This is a genomic window from Sphingomonas sp. BAUL-RG-20F-R05-02 (genome assembly GCF_022662305.1).
In the GTDB taxonomy this organism is placed as follows: Bacteria; Pseudomonadota; Alphaproteobacteria; order Sphingomonadales; family Sphingomonadaceae; genus Sphingomonas.
In genome coordinates, this window is the sequence record NZ_JAKNQH010000001.1 from 565,628 (window position 1) to 584,624 (window position 18,997).

Annotated in this window: 19 protein-coding genes; 9 read left to right on the forward strand and 10 right to left on the reverse strand. The window is 65.5% G+C overall.

Annotation, left to right across the window (positions count from 1 at the left end; all coding sequences use genetic code 11):
• Positions 1-273: 273 nt before the first annotated feature.
• The 4 genes from L8F97_RS02640 to L8F97_RS02655 are packed head-to-tail and all read left to right on the forward strand — an operon-like array spanning position 274 to position 4,048.
• On the forward strand, positions 274-861 hold the full coding sequence (locus L8F97_RS02640; protein WP_242146436.1) for an SRPBCC family protein: 588 nt from the start codon (positions 274-276) through the stop codon (positions 859-861).
• On the forward strand, positions 861-2,048 hold the full coding sequence (locus tag L8F97_RS02645; protein ID WP_242146437.1) for a zinc-dependent alcohol dehydrogenase: 1,188 nt from the start codon (positions 861-863) through the stop codon (positions 2,046-2,048). Before L8F97_RS02640 ends, L8F97_RS02645 begins: the two co-directional genes overlap by 1 nt.
• Positions 2,049-2,060: 12 nt before the next feature.
• Complete coding sequence (locus L8F97_RS02650) at positions 2,061-2,846, forward strand: SDR family NAD(P)-dependent oxidoreductase (RefSeq protein ID WP_242146438.1); 786 nt, start codon at positions 2,061-2,063, stop codon at positions 2,844-2,846.
• 56 nt (positions 2,847-2,902) lie between these two features.
• Entirely contained in the window at positions 2,903-4,048 is a 1,146-nt protein-coding gene (locus L8F97_RS02655; protein ID WP_242146439.1) for a pyridoxal phosphate-dependent aminotransferase, read from the forward strand.
• Here L8F97_RS02655 and L8F97_RS02660 read toward each other — a convergent pair.
• A complete protein-coding gene (locus L8F97_RS02660; RefSeq protein WP_409928994.1) occupies positions 4,035-4,670 on the reverse strand; it encodes a peptidylprolyl isomerase in 636 nt (211 codons plus the stop codon). The two genes, L8F97_RS02655 and L8F97_RS02660, sit on opposite strands and share 14 nt — an antisense overlap.
• A gap of 114 nt (positions 4,671-4,784) precedes the next feature.
• Complete coding sequence (locus L8F97_RS02665) at positions 4,785-6,428, reverse strand: inorganic phosphate transporter (protein WP_242146440.1); 1,644 nt, start codon at positions 6,426-6,428, stop codon at positions 4,785-4,787.
• Between the two features lie 160 nt (positions 6,429-6,588).
• Here L8F97_RS02665 and L8F97_RS02670 point away from each other — a divergent pair, with 160 nt between their 5' ends.
• Positions 6,589-8,901, forward strand: a complete 2,313-nt coding sequence (locus L8F97_RS02670) for an ATP-dependent helicase (protein ID WP_242146441.1) — start codon at positions 6,589-6,591, stop codon at positions 8,899-8,901.
• On the opposite strand, the gene L8F97_RS02675 is transcribed toward L8F97_RS02670, so the two are convergent.
• Both L8F97_RS02675 and L8F97_RS02680 read right to left on the reverse strand, forming a co-directional pair.
• Positions 8,891-9,604 (reverse strand): phosphatase PAP2 family protein, encoded by a 714-nt coding sequence (locus tag L8F97_RS02675; RefSeq protein ID WP_242146442.1) that lies wholly within the window; start codon positions 9,602-9,604, stop codon positions 8,891-8,893. The two genes, L8F97_RS02670 and L8F97_RS02675, sit on opposite strands and share 11 nt — an antisense overlap.
• Positions 9,605-9,916: 312 nt before the next feature.
• Positions 9,917-10,237, reverse strand: a complete 321-nt coding sequence (locus tag L8F97_RS02680; RefSeq protein ID WP_242146443.1) for a hypothetical protein — start codon at positions 10,235-10,237, stop codon at positions 9,917-9,919.
• Between the two features lie 198 nt (positions 10,238-10,435).
• Between L8F97_RS02680 and L8F97_RS02685 the strand changes: the two genes are divergently transcribed.
• Both L8F97_RS02685 and L8F97_RS02690 read left to right on the forward strand, forming a co-directional pair.
• On the forward strand, positions 10,436-10,822 hold the full coding sequence (locus L8F97_RS02685) for a cupin domain-containing protein (RefSeq protein WP_242146444.1): 387 nt from the start codon (positions 10,436-10,438) through the stop codon (positions 10,820-10,822).
• 5 nt (positions 10,823-10,827) lie between these two features.
• Entirely contained in the window at positions 10,828-11,289 is a 462-nt protein-coding gene (locus tag L8F97_RS02690) for a c-type cytochrome (RefSeq protein ID WP_242146445.1), read from the forward strand.
• Here the strand turns inward: L8F97_RS02690 and L8F97_RS02695 are convergent.
• The 4 genes from L8F97_RS02695 to L8F97_RS02710 form a co-directional block, all read right to left on the reverse strand.
• Positions 11,261-11,719 (reverse strand): hypothetical protein, encoded by a 459-nt coding sequence (locus tag L8F97_RS02695; protein WP_242146446.1) that lies wholly within the window; start codon positions 11,717-11,719, stop codon positions 11,261-11,263. The two genes, L8F97_RS02690 and L8F97_RS02695, sit on opposite strands and share 29 nt — an antisense overlap.
• Positions 11,716-12,471, reverse strand: a complete 756-nt coding sequence (locus tag L8F97_RS02700) for a prepilin peptidase (protein ID WP_242146447.1) — start codon at positions 12,469-12,471, stop codon at positions 11,716-11,718. The genes L8F97_RS02695 and L8F97_RS02700 overlap by 4 nt, the downstream gene beginning before the upstream one ends.
• Complete coding sequence (locus L8F97_RS02705; protein WP_242146448.1) at positions 12,464-12,718, reverse strand: hypothetical protein; 255 nt, start codon at positions 12,716-12,718, stop codon at positions 12,464-12,466. The genes L8F97_RS02700 and L8F97_RS02705 overlap by 8 nt, the downstream gene beginning before the upstream one ends.
• Before the next feature lie 95 nt (positions 12,719-12,813).
• Positions 12,814-13,302, reverse strand: a complete 489-nt coding sequence (locus L8F97_RS02710) for an SH3 domain-containing protein (RefSeq protein ID WP_242146449.1) — start codon at positions 13,300-13,302, stop codon at positions 12,814-12,816.
• A gap of 93 nt (positions 13,303-13,395) precedes the next feature.
• Between L8F97_RS02710 and L8F97_RS02715 the strand changes: the two genes are divergently transcribed.
• Positions 13,396-14,394, forward strand: coding sequence for a 2-hydroxyacid dehydrogenase (locus tag L8F97_RS02715; RefSeq protein ID WP_242146450.1), 999 nt, complete (start codon positions 13,396-13,398; stop codon positions 14,392-14,394).
• Here L8F97_RS02715 and L8F97_RS02720 read toward each other — a convergent pair.
• Positions 14,391-15,743: a glycoside hydrolase family 28 protein gene (locus tag L8F97_RS02720; RefSeq protein ID WP_242146451.1), complete on the reverse strand. Its 1,353-nt coding sequence runs from the start codon at positions 15,741-15,743 to the stop codon at positions 14,391-14,393. The two genes, L8F97_RS02715 and L8F97_RS02720, sit on opposite strands and share 4 nt — an antisense overlap.
• A 65-nt stretch (positions 15,744-15,808) precedes the next feature.
• Positions 15,809-17,809 (reverse strand): putative bifunctional diguanylate cyclase/phosphodiesterase, encoded by a 2,001-nt coding sequence (locus tag L8F97_RS02725; RefSeq protein WP_242146452.1) that lies wholly within the window; start codon positions 17,807-17,809, stop codon positions 15,809-15,811.
• A gap of 191 nt (positions 17,810-18,000) precedes the next feature.
• Here L8F97_RS02725 and moaA point away from each other — a divergent pair, with 191 nt between their 5' ends.
• Complete coding sequence (gene moaA, locus L8F97_RS02730) at positions 18,001-18,996, forward strand: GTP 3',8-cyclase MoaA (RefSeq protein ID WP_242146453.1); 996 nt, start codon at positions 18,001-18,003, stop codon at positions 18,994-18,996.
• The last annotated feature ends 1 nt before the right edge of the window (position 18,997 follow it).

The window sequence follows — 18,997 nt, forward strand, 5'->3', positions numbered from 1 at the left end:
TCGTAAAATCGCGTCAGGCGTGAGACATACCACTGCCCCGCCGCCAACATCAGCCAATGGCCGCTCCATGCGATCAAGATGTTGGAGGATGCGTCGGATTGAAGCGCAACAGTGTGGCTCATGTTGGGGTTAATCACTGCAATGATGATCAAGGTTAAAGCCGCCGTCATAATAAGACCGCCAGTCGATCATATTCTGCGTCAGCCCGAAAACGCCGTTGGAACAGAGCACGTTAGGTGACGGTTATGCCTGTAACCAACACAGGAGGTGGCGATGACCATTAGCCAAGATGACGCCCCGCTCACCACGATGAAGAAAGGTGATACAGAAGAGGCGGTGACACACGTCGGAGTGGAGCCGAAGGGCGATACGCTATTTGCGCGCTCGGTCACGATCAACCGGCCGCATGATGAACTGTTCGCTTACTGGCGAGAGTTCACCAACCTGCCAAACTTCATGGACAACGTCGAACGTATCGACGTGCTGGATGATCGTCGCACGCACTGGGTGGTGAAAGCGCCGGCTGGTCGCACTGTCGAGTGGGACGCGATCATCACCGATGAGACTCCGGGCGAGATGATCGCCTGGGCATCCGCCGAAGGGGCCGAGGTCGCCAATAGCGGCCGGATCGAATTTCGCGATGCAGGCACGCGCGGAACGGTCGTCACCGCGACCATCAACTACGATCCGCCCGGCGGAACGATCGGGAGGATCATCGCCAAGATGTTCCAGCGCGAACCCGCAGTGCAGGCGCGCCGCGACCTGCGCCGGTTCAAGCAGCTGATGGAAACCGGCGAGATCGCCACCTCATCCTGGACGCTCGCGCAACGCGACGCCGAATCCGATCGGGAGCATAACTGATGCGCGCACTCACCTGGCACGGCAAGCATGACGTCCGCGTCGATACGGTCGACGATCCCGAAATCCTCAACCCGCGCGATGCGATCATCAAGATCACTTCGACGGCGATCTGCGGGTCAGACCTCCACCTGTATGACGGCTATATCCCTACCATGAAGGCGGGCGACATCCTGGGCCATGAATTCATGGGTGAGGTCGTCGAGATCGGCTCCGGCTCGACGTTGAAGAAAGGCCAACGCGTGGTGGTGCCGTTCACCATTGCCTGCGGCAGCTGCTACCACTGCGGCAAGCAGCAATTCTCCGCATGCGACAACGGCAACCCGGCGGACAATCAGGATATTGCGCAGGAGGTGTACGGCCACCCGATGGCGGGTCTGTTCGGCTACAGCCACATGACCGGCGGCTATGCCGGTGGTCAGGCGGAATATGTCCGTGTTCCGTTCTCGGACGTCGGCCCGATCGTCATTCCGGATGGCATTGACGATGACAAGGTGCTGTTCCTCTCCGACATCTTGCCGACCGGATGGCAGGCGGCGGAGTTCGCGCAGATCGAACCCGGCGACACCGTCGCGGTATGGGGTTGCGGCCCCGTCGGCCTGTTCGCGGTACAGTCGGCATTCCTGATGGGTGCCGAACGCGTCATCGCCATCGACCACTTCCCGCATCGCCTCGAACTCGCGCGCAAATTCGGTGCGGAGACGATCAATTTCGAGGAATCGCAAACCTACGAAGCGTTGATGGAGATGACCGGCGGCATTGGGCCGGACGCCTGCATCGACTCGGTCGGGCTCGAAGCGCACGGCATGTTCTTCGACAACATCGTCGACCAGATCAAGGCGTCGACCTTCCTCGGCACCGACCGCACCCACTCGATCCGTCAGGCGATCATTGCGTGTCGCAAGGGCGGGCGCGTGTCGATGCCGGCGGTATACGGCGGATTCGTCGACAAATTCCCGCTCGGCGCATTCATGGAAAAGGGTCTGACGCTCAAGACTGGCCAGACGCACGTTCAGCGCTACCTGCCCGGCCTGCTCAACGCGATCATGGAAGACAAGATCGACACCACTTTCCTGATCTCGCACCGCATGGGCCTCGAAGATGCGCCCAAGGGGTATGAGATGTTCAAGAACCACCAGAACGAAGTCACCAAGGTCGTGCTGAAGCCCGGCCAGACTTTCGCCGCATAAGGAGAGAATGACATGAGCAAGGGTTTTGCAATCATCACCGGTGCCTCTACCGGCATCGGCTTCGAGCTTGCCCACCGTGCGGCGGAAAACGGCTATGACATCCTCGTTGTTGCCGACGAGTCGCTGATCGAGGCATCCGCCACCGATTTCGAGCGGCATGGCACGCAGGTCTCCTCGATCGAAGCCGACCTGTCCACGATCGACGGCGTGGATAAACTGCTGGCTGCAGCGGAGGGCCGCACGATCGACCTGCTGTTCGCCAACGCCGGCATCGGCACCGGTGGTCCGTTCCTCGATCAGGACGTGACGATGTGGCGGCATTCGGTCGATACCAACATCACTGGGACCGTCTATCTGCTGCAGAAGGTGCTCAAGCAGATGGTCGCGCGTGGCGAAGGCAAGGTGCTGGTGACGGGATCGATTGCCGGTTATATTCCCGGCGCCTTCAACGCGGTCTACAATGCGACCAAGGCATTCGTGGACAACTTCACCGAGGCGCTTCGCAACGAGATCAAGGAACACGAAGGCGTTACCATCACCACGTTGATGCCCGGTCCGGTTGAGACCGAGTTCTTCGCGCGCGCGGGTCTGCTCGATACGCAGGTGGGTCAGGACGACAGCAAGTCCGATCCCGCCAAGGTAGCAACGGATGGATGGAACGCGCTGATGGCCGGCAAGGGGCACATCGTGTCCGGCGTTAGCAACAAGCTGCAAGTCGCGGCTTCGGGCGTGCTGCCGCAATCGTTCCTTGCCGAACAGCACCGCAAGATGGCCGAGCCCGGCAGCGCGGACTCGTAAACCTAGGTTACTCGCGCGGTGGTTGTGTCCGCCGCGCGGGTCGCTAAGCAGGCGGCATGTCCGCAAAGATCGATCCGTTTCACGCCATTGCCATCAGCCGCGCGGCGTACCGCCTCGCTGCGGAGGGCCGATCCGTGATCCACATGGAATTCGGCCAGCCCTCGACCGGCGCGCCTGCCGCTGCGATCGCCGAAGCGCATCTCGTGCTCGACCGCGACGGTCTCGGCTATTGGGAAAGCGTTCCGCTGAAAGCACGGATCGCCCGCCAATACATCGAGCATTATTCCGTCACCATCGACCCGGAGCAGGTGATCCTGACCTGCGGTGCATCGCCTGCGCTGGTGCTCGCGCTCTCCTGCCTGTTCGCGCCCGGTGACCGCGTCGCTTTTGCCCGGCCGGGCTATGTCGCATATCGCAACACGGTGAAGGCGCTGTATCTAGAACCGGTGGAGATTGGCTGCGGCGAGGCGGAGGGCTTCCAGATCACAGCGGCCGCGATCGAAGCGCTCGATCCTGCGCCAAGCGGGCTGATCCTCGCCAGTCCCGCCAATCCCACCGGTACCATCATCGCGCCGGAAGAATTGTCTGCGATCGTGGCGGTGTGCCGCCGACGCGGCATCCGCATCGTTTCGGACGAGATCTACCATGGCCTCAGCTACACCGGCCCGGCGCGGTCGGTCTTGCAGGATGAGCCGGACGCGCTGATCGTCAACAGCTTTTCGAAATATTTCAGCATGGCGGGGTGGCGGCTCGGCTGGCTGGTGGTGCCGCCCGACCTGATCGATGCGGCGCGGGCACGCATGGGCAATCTGTTCCTCACGCCCCCGTCGCTTGCCCAACATGCCGGGTTGATCGCGTTCGATTGCCACGAAGAACTCGAAGGGCATATCCGTACCTACGCCGCCAACCGTGCAATGCTGCTCGATGCGCTGCCCGCGCTCGGCCTGCGGCGGATCGCGCCGCCGGACGGCGCCTTCTACATCTACGCCGATATCGGCCACCTGACGCAGGACAGCATGGCGTTCTGCATGGAGCTGCTGCTGGATACCGGCGTAGCGACCGCGCCGGGGATCGACTTCGATCCCGTCGACGGCCACCGGTACATGCGGTTCAGCTTCGCGGTCTCCACCAACCGGATCGAAGAGGCGCTGCGCCGGATCACGCCGTGGTTCGCCGCACGCGAACCGCTTACAGGTTCTTGAACATGATCCACACCTTGGGACGTCCGGTCGGCTTCGGCGTCCCGTCCAGACGCACCGCGTGCACGATCGTAACCGGATGGACCAGCATCTGACCCTTCATCTCCTCGTCCCCGCCAGGTGAGGTCGGCATCGCCAGCATCCGCTTCACCACGTCCATCCCGCTCGCGACATGCCCGAACACGGCGTACCCAGGCGAGCCGGGCTTCGCGTCGAGATTGGGGCTTGGCCCCACCAGCAACGAGAAGTTCGCCGAACCAGACGACGGATCGGCATAGCGCGCCATCGAGATCGCACCGCTCACATGGCGCAGCCCGGTTTTGCTGGTCGGCTCAAGTGGCAGCAAGTCGAGCTTGCGGCGTGCGTCGGTGCCGATGCCGCCTTGCACGAAGCCCAAGTCCGGATGCCCAGCCTTGCGCGAGGCGCGGTAGAAATCGGTACCGTCCAGCCGCCCGTCATCGACATAGCGCAGAAAATTGGCCGCTGTCTTGGGCGCATGGCGATAGTCGATCGCCAAGGTGATCGGCCCGGCCGAGGTATCCAGCCGTACCCGCACGATCGGCGGCTCGGCAGGCGCTGCCCCGACGAGCGCCACCGCAGCCAACGCAACACCCAAAACCCGCAACGACCATCTCCAACTGCCAGACCATCGCCCGATGCTGTCGCGCGGGCAACGGTTCTACGCAATCCCCGGCGTTCGGTTGCGCGAATGCCCGCGCGCACCGGTGTTCTACCCGGATCAGCCGGCGCTGAACTTCACCACGCCGAGCAGCAGCCAGTACAGACCGCCTGACAGCAGCATCGCCGCCGGCAGCGTCATCACCCACGCCAGCACCATGTTGATGATGGTGCGCGCCTGCAAACCGCTGCCGTTCGCCACGGAGGCACCGGCCACACCGCTCGACAGAATATGCGTCGTGGAAACCGGCGCGGCGAACAGATCGGCGGTCATGATCGTGAAGGCGGCGACGATCTCGGCCGAGGCGCCCATGCCGTAGGTGAGGTGCGACTTGCCGATCTTCTCGCCGACCGTCACCACGATCCGTTTCCAGCCGACCATCGTGCCGAGCCCGAGCGCGACCGCGACGATGATCTTCACCCACACCGGAATGAAGCGCGTGCCCTGCTCCAGCATCTTCTGATACGCGCCGATCGCCTTCAACTGATCGGGCGAGAAGGTCTTCTCCGAAGCCTTGTCCTTGGTCACCACCTGCGAGATGCCTTGCAGCAGATACATGTCGTTGCGCAGGTTCGGCGTGGCGGCGGCGGGCACCTTGTCGAGCGAGCCGTAGCTGCTGATCCGCAGACTGACATCGTGCGCCAGCGTCTCGATCGCGCCGTATGCCGGCGTGGCGATCGGCTTCTTCGTCTCCAGCGCGCGGGTGAGCACCGCGCGCGCTGCCGCGACATTGCCCCCGGGTTGCCCGCCATGCGCGCGGAACGCAGCGGCGGCGGCGTTAGCGGTGGTGATGAACGCAGGCGTCTGGCTCGCCGGCATGGTGCGATTGAGCGCATAGGCGGTCGGCGCGCAGCCGATCAGGATCAGCATGATGAGGCCCATGCCCTTCTGCCCGTCGTTGCTGCCGTGGAAGAACGAGACGGCGGTGCACGTCGCGATCAACGTCGCGCGGATGCCGCGGGGTGGCGGCGCATCGCTCGCCGGTTGCTTGTAGAAGGTCGGGTTGGGCAGCAGGCGCTTCATCACCAGCAGCAGCACCAGCGAGCCGACGAACCCGACCAGCGGGCTGAACAGCAAGGCCGACAGCACCTTTTGCGCCTGCCCCCAGTCCACGCCCGACGATCCGTCGCCGCCGTGCAGCAGCTGGTTGGCGAGGCCGACGCCGAGCACCGAGCCGATCAGCGCATGGCTGGACGAATTGGGCAGGCCGACGAACCACGTCGCTAGATTCCACATCACCGCCGCCAGCAGCAGCGCGAAGATCATCGCGAACCCCGCGCTCGATCCAACGTGCAGGATGAGATCGACCGGCAGCAACGTCACGATCGCATAGGCGACCGCGCCGCTCGAACACATCACGCCGAGGAAATTGAAGAAGCCGGACCACAGCACCGCGATCGGCGCCGGCAGAGAGTGGGTATAGATCACGGTCGCGACGGCGTTGGCGGTATCATGAAAGCCGTTGACGAACTCGAACCCCAAAGCGATCAGCAGCGCGAGGCCGAGGAACGCGAAGGTCGCCATCGCCATCCCCTCGCCGACCTCGCGCGTGTCGAACAGGATGCTCCCCCCGGCATAGCCGAGCGCGCCGATCAGCACGCCGAGGAAGACCCAGCGCGCGACCGGATGAAGCGGCCGATCGAGATGCGGTCCGCTGGCGGGACGTTCGCTCGCCGGGAGCGAGACGGTTGTGGCTGTGTCCATGGCGGTGCGCGTGGGCTGCTTGTGTTACCATGTGATGACAATCGCGGCAGTGTGAGGCCCGCACCTGCCCATGACGAGCGAACGCTACCGGCCGATCCCCGCCAAGCCGCGCGCGCATCAACGATTGCCCTTCGCGCCCGCGTTCCCTACCTGTTCACGGATGAGTCTCCCCGTCACAAATTCCGCCGAACCGTCCTACATCACCGGCCTCAACGCGCCGCAGCGTGACGCCGTGCTCACCACCGAAGGCCCGGTGTTGGTGCTCGCCGGCGCCGGCACCGGCAAGACCGCAGCGCTGACCGCGCGGCTCGGCCACCTGCTCGCCACCAAGCGCGCGTGGCCGGGCGAGATCCTTTCGGTCACCTTCACCAACAAGGCCGCGCGCGAGATGCGGGAACGCGTCGGCCGGCTGGTCGGCGATGTGGTGGAGGGGATGCCGTGGCTCGGCACGTTTCACGCGATCGGCGCGAAGATGCTGCGCCGCCATGCCGAGCTGGTCGGGCTGCATTCGAACTTCACGATCCTCGATACCGACGATCAGTTGCGGCTGTTGAAACAGCTCGTGATCGCTGCCGACATCGACGAGAAGCGCTTCCCCGCACGCAGCCTCGCCGGGCTGATTGACGAGTGGAAGAACAAGGGGCTGGTGCCCGCCGACATCGACGCGGGCGAAAGCGAGCGCTACGCCAACGGGCGCGGCGGCGAGCTGTACCAGCAGTACCAGACCCGGCTCGCCGCGCTGAACGCGTGCGATTTCGGCGATCTGCTGCTCCACATGCTCACCATTCTCAAGCAGAACCGCGAGGTACTGGCCGACTACCAGCGCCGCTTCAAATACATCATGGTGGACGAGTATCAGGACACCAACAGCGTCCAGTATCTCTGGCTCCGCCTGCTCGCGCAGGAGCGCAAGAACATCTGCTGCGTCGGCGACGACGATCAGTCGATCTATTCGTGGCGCGGCGCGCAAGTCGAGAACATCCTCAAGTTCGAGAAGGACTTTCCCGGCGCGAAGGTGATCCGGCTCGAACAGAATTACCGTTCCACCCCGCACATCCTCGCCGCCGCATCCGGCGTGATCGCCAACAACAGCGGCCGGCTCGGTAAGACGCTGTGGACCGACGAGCCGGACGGCGACAAGGTGAAGGTATTCGGCGTGTGGGACGGCCCGGAGGAGGCCCGCCGCGTCGGTGAGGAGATCGAGGCGGCGCAGCGGGGCGGCCAGTCGCTCGACCGCATCGCCATCCTGGTCCGCGCCCAGCACCAGACCCGCGAGTTCGAGGATCGCTTCATCGCGATCGGCATGAACTACCGCATCATCGGCGGTTTCCGCTTCTACGAACGCGCCGAAATCCGTGATGCGCTCGCCTATCTGCGCGTCGTCAACCAGCCTGCCGACGATCTCGCCTTCGAACGCATCGTCAACGTGCCCAAGCGTGGCCTCGGCGACAAGGCGGTGCAGAAGCTGCACATGCTCGCCCGCGCCGAACGCATTCCGTTGAGTACGGCGGCGGCGCGCATCCTCGATACCGACGAACTGACCGGCGCGGCGCGCAAGTCGCTCGGCAATTTCGTGATCGACATGGCGCGCTGGCGCAAGATGGCGGGCGAACTGCCCCACGCCGAACTCGCCCGTCAGATCCTCGACGAAAGCGGCTATACCGGTGCGCTTCAGGTCGAGAAGTCGGTCGAGGCAGCGGGGCGGCTCGAGAACCTCACCGAACTGGTCCGCGCGATGGAGGAATATGACAGCCTCGGCGCATTCCTCGAACATGTCAGCCTCGTCATGGATAACGAGGCGCAAGCCGACGAGGCCAAGGTGACGATCATGACGATCCACGCCGCCAAGGGGCTCGAATACGAGACCGTGTTCCTGGTCGGCTGGGAGGAAGGCCTGTTCCCATCACAACGCGCGATCGACGAGGGCGGCAACGCGAGCCTCGAGGAAGAACGCCGCCTCGCCTATGTCGCGATCACGCGCGCGCGGCGCAAAGCGGTGATCCTCCACGCCGCGAACCGCCGCATCTACGGCCAGTGGACGTCGAGCATCCCCAGTCGCTTCGTCGCAGAACTGCCCGCCGCGCATATCGAATCCGAAAACAGCATGTCGGGCGGCGAAAGCCTGTGGCGCGCCAACTGGTCGGAACGCGCCGACCCGTTCGCCGATGTCGCGCGCGGCACCGGGCGCGGCCCCGGATGGCAGCGCGCGGCAGGCGTGCAGAACACCGTGCGTGATGGCGGCAGCTTCACCACCCGCACCTTCTCCCGCGAACCCTCCCGCGTGATCGAGGCGAAGGCCAGCGCGGTCAGCCTTGGCAACAAGGGGCGCGGCGACCTGGAGGTCGGGCAGCGCGTGTTCCACCAGAAGTTCGGCTACGGCGCGATCGCGCTGATCGAAGGCAACAAGCTCGAGATCGATTTCGAGGAGGCCGGCCGCAAGCGCGTGATCGATACGTTCGTGACTATGGGGTGATCCGCACCTTCGCTCGCAGCCGCCGGTTCACCCAGAACACAGCGATCGCCCAAACCGTGCCGAAACACCAGCCGGCCACCACGTCGCTCGGCCAGTGCACGCCGAGGTATACCCGGCTGCACCCGATCAGCACCACCACCCCGCTGAAGAACGCGACGATCGCCGAGCGCGCCGCGCGGCGGCGCACTAGCCCGGCGAGCATCAGCGCAATCGTCAGATAGGTGGCGGCGGAGATCAATGCGTGGCCGCTCGGGAAACTGGCGTTGTCCACCCATACGAGGTGCGGCACCAGCGCCGGGCGCGGGCGGTGGATAATGTCCTTCAACCCGGTCGAGATCAATGAGGCGCCGACCAGTGACGCCGCGACCCACGCCGCTTCGGCCCGGCGTCGCAGCATCACCAGCGCGGCGATGCCCGACCCGCCGAACAGCCACATCAACGTGAAGCCGCCCAACGCCGAGATATCGATCGCCGATTGACGCAGCCACACCGGCCCGATCGGCACGTCGAGGTGGCCGGGCACGCGCAGTGCGAGCAGGATCGGCGCGTCGAAGCCGAAGCTTCGGCCCGTCACCAGCACCGCCGCGATATGCGCGCCGAGCAGCGCCACCGAGCCCGCGAACAATACCACCAACGGCCACAGCCACGCTATCGCACGCGGCACGCCAGACCTGTCGCCGTCGACTTCATTCGGGTTCGTCATCGTGCCCGCTTGCCACCCGGCGCCAGGTTCGGCCAGCCCTCACCGTAAAAACTGCCGACCATACGGGGAAGGATGAACTCACGCCCCTGGCACGCGCTCTGAACCCTGCCCTGCTGCGCCGGAGACAAGCCCGTGATACCGCTCGATCCGTCGCCGCGATCACGGCAGTGTCTGCAATCTGAAGAGATCGGAACTGCATCTACCCTGCAGCGCGCACCGGACGGGAAGGCATACGTCGCTACGCGCTCCGGTCTTCCGCGCGGACGTCAGATCGGCGCGCTAGTCTTCGGGGCAAACCGCAAACTTGGGGTATCAGCCCAGCTCGACCGTCATCAGTACGGAGTCGCCGTATTTCGGGTCGCTCGGCGAAAACAGCGGGTTCGCCTTGAAAGCGCGTGGCGTCAGTCTCAGCGCGGTCAGCCCGGCAAGTTTGAAGGTCCCGAGCTTCAGCTCCTTTGGCGGCCGACCGTCACGCTCCAGCACGACCCCGTCGATAAACAGGTCACCATGACGGGTGTAGATCACGTGCGGCGCGAGTGTCACCTCAGTGCGGTTATAGGTCGCGGAGAGACAGCGCTGGCGCACGATGCCTTCAAAAACAATGGGGACGTCGCCTGCGGGAGAGTTGTTCACGGCATTTTCTTCGATGTAGGATTGGCCGCGCCCTTAGCGCGAAGTTCCGCGATGCAGCAAGTGTCGATGGCGCACGAGTCAGCCATCGGCGTGCGCCTGACGCAATCGCAAAGCGCGTATCGCAAGACGTTGGACAATGTGTCTGCCGGCCCATATCGCCGGTTTCTCGCCTCACGTTCCTTAAGCAACGGACCGTCCATGCCGCACCCGCTCGTCGCCAAACTCGGTCTCGCGCCCCACCCGGAGGGCGGCTGGTATCGTGAAACGATGCGCCTGCCCGCACCGGCCGGCGGCCGAGCGTTGACGACGGCCATATTGTTCCTGCTCGACACCGGCGAGCGGTCGCACTGGCACCGGATCGACGCTGCCGAGCTGTGGCTCTGGCATAGCGGATCACCGCTCGCGCTGCTGATCGATGACCGTGAAATACTTCTCGACGGTGAAACCCCGCAGGGGCTGGTGCCACCCCAGGCATGGCAATCCGCGGAGGCGCGACATGGCTGGGCGTTGGTGAGTTGCGTGGTAACGCCAGGTTTCGACTTCGCCGGCTTCGAATTGGCCGCGCCCGGCTGGTCACCGCGATGAGAGCCATGGCAACCCTGTTCGGCCTGATCGCCTTGGCCGGATGCGGACCGCGTGTCGAACATGACCCGCGTCTCGCCAACGCCCCATTGCCCGAACGGTTGGCGGCGGCGGACCCCCGCGCTGGCAGCGCGATCTTCGCGCAATGCGCTGCTTGCCACAGCATCGCACAGGGCGCGGGCGATCGGGCCGGACCTAACCTGTATGCCGTCCCCGGTCGCGCGATCGCGCAGGGTAGCCCGAACTTCAACTACAGCGCTGCGCTGCGTTCGGTCGGTGGCGTCTGGACGTTCGATCGGCTCGACGCATGGCTGACCAGTCCAGCCCATTTCGCGCCCGGCACCAACATGATGTTCGTAGGCCTGCATGACGGAATGGACCGTGCCGACGTGATCCGCTTCCTCAACGACAACGGGTCGAAGCTACCACTGCCGCCGGTGGTCAGCCAGCGCACCCGACCAGACCGGTGACGGGAAGCACTAGGCCGTCTTTGCCGTCGCGGTCGAGGCGTAGCGATCCATCGGAGACGACCCCGCCCTTTACCAGATCGCCGCGCGTTTCGATGGTGAGGTCGAGCGTGGCGCGCGTACCGGCGACCGCATACTGCGCAGACTGGCTCAGCCCGAAGGCGCTGGCGCCGCTTTGACTGACGCGCGGCAAGTCGACGATCGCGCCGTCCAGCGCGATCCGCAGCCGGCGATCGTCGGCCGAAACCATCGCCACCAATGTGCGGGTCTGCGTCGCACTCCATAGATAGGCCGCGCACCCGGTCGCGGGCAGTGACTGGCGCGGCAGTGCGCCGATCGGCAGGCCGTCGATCTGCGCAGGCGGTGGCGGGGGTGGCGCGGGCTTGATCACGTCGCGCGGCATGGCGACGGCCAACAGAAGCAGGAGCATCATAGCGTCGAGCCTAGCAGGAACAGCCACGCGGGGTAAGCCGCCACCGCGAGCAACGCCCCGAATGGCGCCCGGTCGTCTAGCCGTGCGGATCGCCCGCGCACCATGCCGACGAGCACGAGTGCAAGGCCGGTCAGCGCCGCAAGGAACAGCACCACCGGCAGCATCCGCCAGCCAAGCCACAACCCGATCGCGCCAAACAGTTTGGGGTCGCCCCCGCCAAGCCCCGCGCGCCCCCGAACCAGCCGGTAGCCGAGCGCGATCGCCCACAAAGCCGCAAATCCGGCCGCGCCGCCAATCAACCTGTCGGCAAGCGGCGGGTCAACGCCGATCGCGCCGCTCACCAAACCAGAGAGCGCCAGCGCCAGCGTCAAGGCATTAGGAAGCCAGAACTCCGTCACGTCCAAGGCGGCGAGCGCGAGCAGCAGCCAGCCAAACACCGCGCCCGCCAGCCCGGCCGGCCCGGGCACCACCAGCCCGGCGACCAGACCGATCATGAGCGCGAGCGCCTCGATCCGCCAGTGCAGCGGGTCAATCGCGGCACCACAGCGCCGGCACCGGCCGCGCGACAATGCCGCGCTCAGCAAAGGCACGAGATCACCCGGACCCAACACCCGCGCGCACCCATCGCAATGTGAGCGCCCGTGCAAAACCGATCGCCCCTGCGGCCAGCGGATCACCAGGGTTGCAACAAAACTGCCGATCACCGCGCCGAGCAGCCCGAGCAGCAGCGACCATATGACCGCTTCAGCCATTCGGCTTTTTTCGGATCAGGTAGCGATAGGCGCCGAACACGTCGATCACCAGCAACACCACGTTCTGCGTGCCAAGCGCGAAATCCTTGGTCAACGCCGCACCGCCGATCCAGCACAATGCCGACACCGCGAACAGCACCTGACCCCATCCGGTCAATCGCCGTCCGAGGTCCAGCGACACCATTCCCGCCGCGATGATCCCGCCGCCCGAAGCGGTCCACTTCAGTACGTTGGTGAGTGTGTCCATGCCAGCGGCCTACAGGCGCGCGCCATCATGCACCAGCTTGATACAGGGCAAGTCGGAGGGTCGTCGCGCCCGCTCCCGCGCGATCGGCGCACGTGTCAGGGCACCGCCTCGTTGGGTTCGACACCCCATAGGTGGATCGCCTCGACGTAACCGCCCTGCCCGTGCACGTCGAAATAGCACCAGCCGTTCGCGCATTTGCTGAGTTTCCCGACCACGCCTGCCGCAGCGCGCCAACGCACCCGGCTGCCCGCCTCGGGCTGGTCGAGCATGTCGACCGGGGTTCCCATCACGAAGCCGGTGCGCGTTTCCTTCACCAGCGCACCCATCATCCACCCCTGCGTGCCGGCTGGATCTTCCACCTTCACCCAGGTGCCGTGATCGTAGGTGTCGAGCACCTTCACCGGCAGGTTGGCGCGCTGATACAGCCAGATCGCCGGATAGGTGCGCCCGGGACCGCTCCGCATCCGCGCCTTCGCCGCCGCGATCGACCCGTAATAAGGCGTCTGCTTGCCCGCCGCGAAGCCGGGGGCGGCCATCACCGCCGCCGCCATCACCGCCAAAACCGTTCGATCTCGCCAACGCATACACATTCCTCACTGGTCACGTCCGCTTAGCGCGTGCGGCACGGTGGCTTCAACAGCGTTGACGCGGGCACCGCGCTTCGCCAAGCCGCGACTATGCCCGAAACGAGACGCGTCGCTCACCCGAAGGTCACCGTCACGCGCAAGCTCACCGATGCGGTGATGCAGCGGATGGAGCAGTTGTTCGACGCGACGATCAATCACGAAGACCGCCCGCTGACCCGCGAAGACCTCGCCGCCGCAATGGCGACGTGCGAGGTTCTGGTCCCCTCCGTCACCGATGCGATCGATGCGGAGTTGATCGCTGGCGCGGGCGACGACCTCAAGCTCATCGCCAACTTCGGCGCGGGCGTGAACCATATCGACCTCAAGGCCGCACGCGCGCGCCGCATCATCGTCACCAACACGCCGGGCGTGCTGACCGAGGATACCGCCGATCTGACGATGGCGCTGATCGTCTCCGTCCCGCGTCGCCTCGCCGAAGGGGAGAAGCTGGTCCGCTCCGGCCAGTGGACCGGGTGGAGCCCGGGCGGGATGCTTGGCCACCGGATCGGCGGCAAGGCGCTCGGCATCATCGGCATGGGGCGGATCGGGCAAGCGGTGGCGCGGCGCGCACGCTGCTTCGGGCTCGCCATCCACTACCACAACCGCTCGCGCCTGCCGAAGGTGTTGGAGGGCGAGCTCGGTGCCGAGTGGCACAGCAGCCTCGACGCGATGCTTGAGGCGGTCGACATCCTCACCATCCACACGCCGCTCAACGCCGACAGCAAGGGGATGCTCGACGCGCACCGCCTGTCGCTGCTGCGCCCCCACGTCTACCTCATCAACGCCTCGCGCGGCGGCATCGTCGATGAGGACGCGCTGGTGAGCGCGCTCGAAGCCGGGCGGTTGGCGGGCGCGGGCCTCGACGTGTGGCAACACGAACCCGAAATTGACCCGCGCCTGCTCGCGCTGCCGAACGTGGTGATGACGCCGCACATGGGCTCCGCCACGTTCGAGAGCCGCAGCGCGACCGGTGAGAAGGTGATCCGCAACATCCGCGCCTGGGCGGACGGCCACCGCCCGCCCGATCAGGTGCTGGAGGGCTGGGCTTAAGCCCCGCTCGCCCGATAGCCACCGGCGGGCGCGGGTGCGGCAGGACCGGGTACCGGCGTCGGCATAGGCTTGCCGTTCACCACCACATCCTCGAAACGGAGGTCGTGCATGCCGGACACGGCAAGCTGCGGGTCCTTCAGATCGACATGAACGCGCTGGACGAGGATACCGCCGATATCGGTCTGACCAGGGTTCGGCCGAATGATCCCGAACGCGCCGAACCGTCCAGTCACGTCGCTTAACGACACGTTGCGCACAAGCGACTTGGGCGGGGTCATGCCTTGCAAGTTGGCATATTGCGCCCACGGCTCGATCAACAGCAGCCGCCCGCCATCCGCATCAAGCGTGATGTTGCGCAGATGAATGTCCTCGTAATGCTGTGGTGTGTCGGCGCGTAGCTTGAGCATCAGCAGGTTGATCGCACTGGTCAGGCGGCAATTCTCCACCACCACGTCGCGCACCAAGGTGGCCTCGCTGCCGCAGGTGAACGCCTGATGCCCGCGCCGGAAATGGCAGCCCTGCACGCGGATATGCTCGACCGGCGGGCTGTCCTTGTCCTCCAGCGCGTGCGGCCCCTTCGACCCCTTGGCGGCGATACAATCGTCCGTAACGGAGAAGGTGCAGCCGTCGACCAGCACGTTGCGGCACGAATCGAGATCGATCCCGTCGGTGCTTGGCGCCTGCTTGTAATCGTCGGGCACGTGGAAGTGCGCCTGCCGCACCTCCACGCCGTCACAGCGGTAGAGATGCAGGTTCCAGAATTGCGAGTCCTTGAACGTCACGCCCTCGATCGTCACGTCCTTGCTGTTCTCGATCAGCACGAGCCGGGCGCGCGGCAGGCCGACGTTCTTGAAGGCGCTTGGGTCGGGCGCGGCAGCGCGCATCTTCCAGAACAGGTCCCACACCGGCCGCCCCGATCCGTCGAGCGTCCCCTCGCCGGTGATCTTCAACCCGTGGCAACCATCGGCGTTGATGAGCGCAGGCGTGAAGCTCGGCTCGAAATGCCCCTCGATGCGGGTACGGCGCGGCGGGAAGTTTTCCATCGCATTGGTGCATTTCAGCACCGCGCCCGCTTCCAGATGCAGATCGACGCGCGGTTTGAGGAACAGCGCGCCGCTGACAAACACCCCGCGCGGCACCACCACCGTGCCGCCGCCGCGACCGGCGAGATGATCGATCGCCGCCTGGATCGCCGTGGTGTTGATCGTCGCGCCATCCGCTTTCGCGCCGAATGCCGTAATCAACGCCTGCTTTCCGCCGACCGACTGCGCCCACACGGTGGTGGTCAGGAATGGTGTCGAGAGCGCCGACAGCGTGAAGCTGCGGCGGGTGAGGATCGGGACCGGCATACACTCTCCTGCACGTCTTGTTGCAACCGGTGTCATGCCAGATCGCCCGCGCAGTTCAACCCGCCTCAGCCCAGCATCAAAGCCTCAAGTGCGGTGACCGAAACCGCCTCCGAACACAGGAAGCCCTGATACACTTGGCACCCCTCCTTCGCGAGCAGTTCGAGCTGTTCCTGCGTTTCCACCCCTTCCGCGATCACCGTCAGCCCAAGGGAGCGCGCCATGTCGATCACGCCGCGCACCACGATGCGATCACGCGCCGTGCCGGTAATGTCCTGCGCCAGTTTCTTGTCGATCTTGAGGTAATCGAGCGGCAACGCCTTCAGGTATGCGAGGCTCGAATAGCCCGTCCCGAAATCGTCGATCGCGATCCTGCACCCGGCGTTTCGCAGTGCCGACAACAGCCCGGCGGCGATGCCGAGATCCTCGATCAGCCCGCTCTCGGTGATCTCCAGCGTCAGCCGCCCGCGTGGGAAACCGCTGCTGTCCACGCGGTCGAGGAACAGGTCTGCAAACCCCGGTCGCGCGATATCGCCGGCAGTTAGGTTGAGCGACAGCCGCAGCCCACGCAATGCCGCCGGCCACGTCGCGGCGCGCTCCAGCGTGATGCGCTGGATATGGTCGGACAGCGCGATCTCCAGATCGGCACGAGCGGCGGCGGCGAACAGCGTGTCCGCGCCGATCGTGCCGAGGGTGCCATGCTCCCACCGCGCCAGCGCCTCTACACCAATGATCGCGCCGCTCGACACCGAAACCTGCGGTTGGAACAGGATGTCGATCTCACCGCGTTCGATCGCATGGTGCAGCGCGACCGCTAGCGATTCGATCGGCGCCTCCGCCCCGCTCGGCTCGGCGACACGCACGGTCGCGCTGTCCGAATCGCGCGCGTCCGCCAGCGCTTCGCTGGCGCGGCGCAGCAGCACCGCCGCCTCGTCCCCTGCCTGATCCAGCGCCACGCCGATCCGACAGCCCAGTACCGCGATCGTCTCCCCCGCCACGAACGGCCGCGCCAGTTCCCCCGCGATCCGCTCAGCCGCCAGTTCGATCCGGGTGCGCGGCGCGCGCGCGGCGACCAGGAACGACGATCCACTCAGGCGCGAGATCAACGCCTCACGCCCCAGCACGTCGCGCACCGCATCCTCGATCCGCTTGAGCGCGCCACGGAGCAGCGTATCTCCAGCACTGCGACCATATGCCGTGTTGATCATGTCGAACCGGTTGAGCGCCACCAGCATCGCGTACAGCGGCACCTCGCCACCCTCACGCAGCCGCCGCCCGATCCACCGCCGCGCGCTGCCCGCATCCCGCGCGCCGGCCAAAGCCTCGCGCAGCTCCGCGGTCGGCTCTGGCGTGCTGCCGAGCGGTTCGATCAGCGCGTCGATCCGCCGCGTCACCGCATTGTAATGAAGGTGCTGCACCACCCGCCCGATCCCCGCCACGTCATGCGCGAACGCCGTCGTAGGCCGCGCCGGTGATAAGCGCCGCAGCGCCGCAAGCGCCGATCCGCGTTCGGCCGGCTCGACGTGTCGCAGCAACGCGTTTCGGCCTGGCTGCTCCTCAATATCCAGCAAACGGGCAAACGCCGGGGTCAGCAGCACGCTGCGTTCGGCTAGATCGAACCGCCAACCGAGCGGCTCGACGACGCCGGTCGCGCGCCACTCGCCCGCCATGCGGGCGGCGTGGCGCGCCGCATACCGCAGCGCCTGGATGAACTCGGTCTCGCCAAAGGGGCTGGACAGGAAATGCGTCGCCCCCGCCTCGTACAGCGTCCCGATCGCATCATGGTCACCACGCGACACCAGCACCAGCATCGCGCCACCATTCGCTTCGATCGCACCACCAAGCATCCGCGCGCCCGCGAGGCCATCGGTCAGCGCGCCGCGCGCATCGATCACCGCCACCGCCGCTCCGCTGGCGAGGAACCGTCGCTCGACCCCAGCCGCGCGCCGCGCCGCAACCACCTGCCAGCCGGCGCCACCCGCCAGCGCCGCCAACTCATCACGCTGTCTGAACGACAGGATGAACAATGGCGTAGCTCCGCTGCCAGCGCGCACCCCTTCTTCGCCCACGCAAACTCCCCGTTCGGGCCGCCCCAATCGGCCGCGCGCTCCTTACTGCCTTGTCGATCGTTAAAGAAGAAGTGCAATCGCGACGATTGCCGTTCGCAGCGAACGTTCCGTGTTCATTTGCCGCGCATCCAATATGGAGAGCCGCGCGTTCGCCCCTTGTTCGTTACGGGTGGAAGGCTTAGTTCAGCATTATGGAAGTTGCCCCGCCCCTGATCGATCGGCACGGACGGACAATCAGCTACCTGCGCATTTCCGTGACCGACCGCTGCGACTTGCGCTGCCGATATTGCATGTCGGAGACGATGACGTTCCTCCCCAAGGCGGCTTTGCTAAGTCTCGAGGAAATCGCGGTCATCGCCGAACATTGCATTGCGCGCGGCATCCGCAAAATTCGCCTGAGTGGTGGGGAGCCGCTGGTACGCCGGGATGTCGGCCAGCTGGTACAGCGCCTCGGCCGGCATGTCGGCACCGGTCTCGACGAACTCACCATGACGACCAACGGCACCCGCCTCGCCGAACATGCGTCCGCGCTGATGGATGCCGGTGTCCGTCGCCTCAATGTCAGCCTCGACAGTCGCGATCCCGAGGTGTTCCGTTACATCACGCGGCATGGCGACGTTGCGCAGGTGATCGGCGGCATCATGGCCGCGCGCGACGCTGGGCTCGCGATCAAGATTAACATGGTCGCGCTCAAGGGGTTGAATGAGCACGAAATCGCGCCGATGCTGGCGTGGTGTGTCGCCGAAGGGCTAGACCTCACGCTGATCGAAACGATGCCGCTCGGCGCCATTGACGAGGATCGTACCGACCGTTTTCTTCCTCTTACCGTAGTCTTGGACGATCTTGCCGCTCGCTTCGGGCTCGCTCGGGATTCACATCGCAGCGGTGGTCCGGCCCGCTACTGGCGCGTGGGGGACAGCACCACCAAATTGGGGCTGATCTCGCCGTTGACCGGCAATTTCTGCGATACGTGTAATCGCGTGCGGCTTACGACGGAGGGGCTGCTCTACACGTGCCTAGGCCACGATGACTGCGTCGACCTCAAGCAGGTGCTGCGTAGCGAGGGGATCGCCGGCCTCGATGCAGCATTGGACAGCGCGATGGCGAGCAAGCCCGCGCGGCACGATTTCGATATCACAGCCACAACCCCCGCAGTGAGCCGCCACATGAGTGTGACAGGCGGCTGAC